General features: G+C 69.8%; 4 protein-coding genes. 2 read left to right on the top strand and 2 right to left on the bottom strand.

The features are described from left to right. Window positions 1–48 precede the first annotated feature (48 nt). Window positions 49–906: a TIGR04222 domain-containing membrane protein gene (locus IJH84_RS16095; protein ID WP_295145864.1), complete on the bottom strand. Its 858-nt coding sequence runs from the start codon at window positions 904–906 to the stop codon at window positions 49–51. Window positions 907–1,068: 162 nt separating this feature from the next. Continuing rightward, window positions 1,069–2,349: an MFS transporter gene (locus IJH84_RS16100; RefSeq protein WP_295145866.1), complete on the bottom strand. Its 1,281-nt coding sequence runs from the start codon at window positions 2,347–2,349 to the stop codon at window positions 1,069–1,071. Between the two features lie 551 nt (window positions 2,350–2,900). On the opposite strand from IJH84_RS16100, the gene IJH84_RS16105 reads away from it, so the two are divergent. Both IJH84_RS16105 and IJH84_RS16110 read left to right on the top strand, forming a co-directional pair. After that, on the top strand, window positions 2,901–3,089 hold the full coding sequence (locus IJH84_RS16105; protein WP_295145867.1) for a hypothetical protein: 189 nt from the start codon (window positions 2,901–2,903) through the stop codon (window positions 3,087–3,089). Between the two features lie 29 nt (window positions 3,090–3,118). Then, the gene (locus IJH84_RS16110; protein ID WP_295145869.1) at window positions 3,119–4,630 is read left to right on the top strand and encodes a CocE/NonD family hydrolase; all 1,512 of its coding nucleotides are present in this window, start codon (window positions 3,119–3,121) and stop codon (window positions 4,628–4,630) included. Window positions 4,631–4,875: the final 245 nt, after the last annotated feature.

Raw genomic sequence — 4,875 nt, forward strand, 5'->3', positions numbered from 1 at the left:
CGGCCCGCCAGCCGATCCCGACACCCAGCACCGGTGGGTCCGAGGCGGTCAACCGCCGCCTCCTCCGCCGCAGCCACCACCACCGCCACCGCCGCAGCCACCGCCACCACCGACGCCGCCCGCTCGTCCGCCGCGAGCGGAGTTCGGCGGCTCCAGCAGCTCCGCGATCGTCCGGTCCGGGTAGGCGCTCAGGCCGTACGCGGCGACCTGGTTGGCGGCGTCATCCTCCGGCAACCGGAAAGCGTGGTCCTGCGTGCCGCTCTCGGCGTGCTTGCCCGTGCTCGGCCGCACAACGGCGTCCCCGGCGTCCGTGGGCATCGGGTGCCCGCATTTCCCGGCCGCGAACAGCCACACGAAAAGCGTGATCGCCAACTCGATGATCAGGCCGCCGATCGGGAAGCCGAGCTCTGCCCCGTTGACCGCCCGCACCACGTTGATCAGCATCAACACCGGAAAGCCCCACAGCAGGACCAGCAACATCGTGCGATGGCGGGCGGAGACGATCAGGCGGTCTTCGCGCAGCAGGTGCAGCAGCGAGTCGCAGTACTCGCTCTCCTTGAACTGCGCGCGAACTCGGCTGACGGTGCTGCGGTCACCGAGCCCCTCCAGCAGTTGGCGCTGCACGTCGTCGGCGGGCCTGCGGCCGGTGCTGTAGAGCTCGCGGCGCCGGTTCACCCGAACCGCCCCGAGCTCGATCAATCCCGCCAACGCGGTGTCGGCCACCCGTCCCGACGCGCCGTTGAGGTATGCCCTGGCGTAGAGACCGGGATCCATTTTCTCGCCGGTCCAGCCCTGCTTCTCCTTCGCCTGCGCGCGGACCGCGAACAGGCATCCGCACAACATGGCCAGGACCAGCGCGTACGCCAGCAGGTAATCCGGGCCGTTCAGTCCCCACGGACTGTCCACGCGTTCCCCCTCGACATGGCATCCCCCGAGCTGCACCGCACTTTAGAACAACCAAGCCGATCGCAGAGAGGGCTGATCCGGGGAAACGGAAACGGGCTGCACCGGGCGCGAACAGCCGAATGGCGGGCGACCGCAGCCGCCCGCCATTCGTGAATTCGCCGGTCAGACCGCGGCCAGCTCCGGTTCGCGCTGCGGCCGGGCCGGCGCGAGCTCGTCGGTCCCGGACCCCTCGGCCACCGTCTCCTCGGACGCGGCCTCCTCGGACACCGACTCGTCGGACACCGACCGGGCGGGGACCTTGCGGTCCACGCTCGCCGACACTACGGCCAGCCCCAGCCCGAGCATGGTCAACGCGGACCCGACCATGCTGGGACCGGTCAGCCCGAGCCCGTGGGCGATGGCGAGACCGCCCAGGCAGGCGCCGATGGAGTTCGCGATGTTGAAGGCGGACTGCACGGCCGCCGAGACCAGCAGCGGCGTTCCACCGGCCTTCTCCATGATCATCGCTTGCATGATCGGCGCGACCATGAAGCCGCCGACACCGATCAGGAAGACCGTCACCGCGGCGGCCACCTGGTTGCCCGATGTGACCGTGAACGCACCGAGCACCGCCGCGACACCGATCAGCGCGGCGTAGAGGCCGGGCACCAGCGCCTTGTCGGCGACCCGGCCGCCGAGGACGTTGCCGACCGTCATGCCGAGCCCGGCCACCATCAGCAGCACCGTCGCGCCGGTCTCGGAGTAACCGGACACGCCGGTGAGGATGGGCGTCAGGTAGCTCAGGCACGCGAACGTGCCGCCCAGACCGAAGGTGACGATCGCCAGCGCCAGCCACACCTGCGGCTTGCGGAAGGCGGCGAGCTGGCCGCGCACCGAGGTCTCCTCCGGCCCCGGCCTGCCCATGGCGGGCAGCAAGCGGGCGATGGCGGCGATGGCGAGGACGCCGACCGCGGCGACGACGGCGAACGTGGCGCGCCAGCCGACCTGCTGGCCCAGCAGCGTGCCCAGCGGGACGCCGACGACGTTGGCCAGCGTCAGGCCCATGAACATCATCGAGACGGCCTTGGCCCGGTCGGCCTTGCGCACGAGGCCGGCTGCGACCACGGCCCCGACGCCGAAGAAGGCGCCGTGCGGCAGCCCGGCCACGAAGCGGAACGCCATGCCCACTCCGGCGCTCGGCGCCAGCGCGAACAGCGCATTGCCCGCGGTGAACAGCCCCATGGTTCCCATCAGGACGGTCTTCCTGGGTAGCCGGTTGCCCAGCAGCGTGAGGGTCGGCGCCCCGATCACGACCCCCAGCGCGTAGCCGGTGATCAGGTTCCCGGCAGTGGATATCGAAACGCCGAGGTCGGCGGCGGCCTGCGGCAGCACGCCCATCATGACGAATTCGGTCGTGCCGATACCGAATGCGCCGAGGGCGAGTGCGAGCAGCGCTATGGGCACAGTTCTCCTCTCGGGGGAAGCGGAGTGATGAGGCAGCGCCATTGCTGAATCGATACAGGCTTTGCTCAAAAGAAGAGACAGTCGGTCGCGGTGGAGGTCGCTGTCGGCTGTCTTGGTTCCCAGTCTCCGAGCTCCGCCGAGGATGTGTCCACCCAGCTGGCGGTGAACCTCACCACCGGGCGTAGCAACGGCGGCGTCCGGTTGTCACCCACTCGTTGGGCCAACCTGCGGAGTCCTCTCGCAGGTCACGCGAGTGATGGCACCCCGTGACCGACTGCAGCGCCTCAGCCGCGCAACGCGTGCAGGCCGCGCTTGATGATCTTGCCCTGCTGGTCGAGCGGGAGTTCGCCGACCAGGTGCACCACCTCGGGAACCTTGAAGCCCGCGAGCCGCCGCTTGCAGTGCTCGGTGACTCTTCGGCCATGAGATCACGATCCGGCTGCGCGACGACGAACGCGGTCGCGCGTGGGCGACGTCCTCGCCGCAGGTATGCGCTTCCGCGAGCTGAACCCGGAGCTCGCGACGCTCGGCATCCTCGACATGCTCAACGGGTGAGCCTGCGGATGCGCGGAGACCGGGACGAAGACACCGACGAGGTGGCCGACACCTATCTGCACCTGCTGCTGGACGGCCTCGCTTCCGGCCCGGCACTGCTGACACTCGGCCGCCGCGACCTGCGCGGAGTTGTTCCCGCGCCGGTTCACCACTGGTCGCAAGCACGCTGTTCACCCGTATGTTGAGAACGACGCTCGCACTGCTCGGAGGCTGCATGCGCATCGAACGCGACATCCCGGTGCCCACCCGCGACGGCACGCCGATCGCGGTGGACGTCTTCCGGCCGGATGACGACGTGGCCGTGCCGGTGATCGCGTCGATGAGCCCCTACGGCAAGGACGTGCCCTGGGCGCAGCGCTACCCGCTGTACGAGGAGGCCGACCGCAGCGAGCACGCGGCCTGGGAAACGCCGGATCCGACCTGGTGGACCGACCGCGGTTATGCCGTGGTGCGCGCGGATTCCCGCGGGACCGGGAAGTCGCCGGGACGGCTCGACGTCTTCGCCCGCCAGGACGCCGAGGACTTCCACGACGTCATCGAGTGGTGCGGCACGCGGTCGTGGTCCACCGGCAAGGTCGCCTCCAGCGGGATCTCCTGGTACGCGATGCTCGGCTGGCGGGTCGCCGCACTGCAGCCGCCGCACCTGGCCGCGCTGATCGCCTGGGAAGGCCTCACCGATTTCTACCGCGACTGGGCGCGGCAGGGCGGAGTGCTGACGAACCGGCACACCGCGGCCTGGTGGCGCAACCAGATCGAGCCGCAGCGCAGCACAGATGACCACTCCGACCTGCTGACCGAGCTGCGTTCGCGGGAACTCGCCGACGACTGGTACCGCGAACGCACCACCGACCTGGCGCAGGTGAACGTGCCGCTGCTGGCGGCGAGCAACTGGGGCTCGATCCACCTGCACCTGCGCGGCGCCATCGAAGGCTGGACCGGCGCCGCCTCCGAACACAAATGGCTGGTCGTGCACACCGGCTCGCACGTCGGCCCGTTCTACTCGGACTGGGGAAAGCGGTTGCAGCTGCGGTTCCTCGACCGCTTCCTGAAAGACGACCGGACGGCGATGGACGGCGTCGCACCGGTGCAGCTCGCGATCCGCCGCGGGCACGACGTCGAGTGGCGCGGCGAGCAGGATTGGCCTCCCGCGAACGCGCAGTGGCGCCACCTCTACCTCGACGAAAAGTCGCTGAACTGGGAACAGCCGGAGGCTGGAACCCGCCCGCTACCCGCGAGCTTCGACTACACCGCGCCCGAGCGCCTGGAGATCACCGGCCCGATCGCGCTGCGCCTGTGGATCTCACACGTGCACGACGACCTCGACGTGTTCGCCCGCCTCGAGCAGTACGACATCGACGGCGAGCGCATCCCCGGTGTCGGCCCGCACGGCACTGCCACACCGGTGCCGATGGCGGTCGGCTGGCTGCGAGCGTCGCACCGCAAACTCGAGCCCGAGCGCAGCCTGCCGCACCGCCCCTGGCACACCCACGACGAACTCCGGCCGCTCGAACCCGGCGTGCCCACCCTGCTCGAGGTGGAGATCTGGCCGACTTCGCTCACCCTCGAACCCGGCCAACGCCTCCAGCTGCAACTCCGCACCGACGACGAGGATCTGCACCCCCAGCTCGTCCACGACGACCCCGCCGACCGCAGAAGCGCCACGGGCGCTGCCGTCCACTTCGGACAATCGCGGGCATCGCACCTGCTCATCCCCACGATCACCTGACTCGACCCAGCCGACCGGCCCGCGGCCGGATGTGGCCGCGGGCCGTCGGTTGTTGGACTAGTGACGCTGACTGCCGCGGCGTGCCGATGGCCCATCGTGACTTGAGGCCTCGCACTTCGGGACCGCAACCCGGTCGACCCCAGACATCGCACGTTCCGTGAATCGCAGCAGCCGAAACTCCGGAGCTCGCGGGGCTGATGTGTCACATCAATCCCTGCGGATTACTCCTTCCGAAGAGCACCTTC

It is taken from the genome of Saccharopolyspora sp., assembly GCF_017434145.1.
Classification (GTDB): domain Bacteria; phylum Actinomycetota; class Actinomycetes; order Mycobacteriales; family Pseudonocardiaceae; genus Saccharopolyspora_C; species Saccharopolyspora_C galaxeae.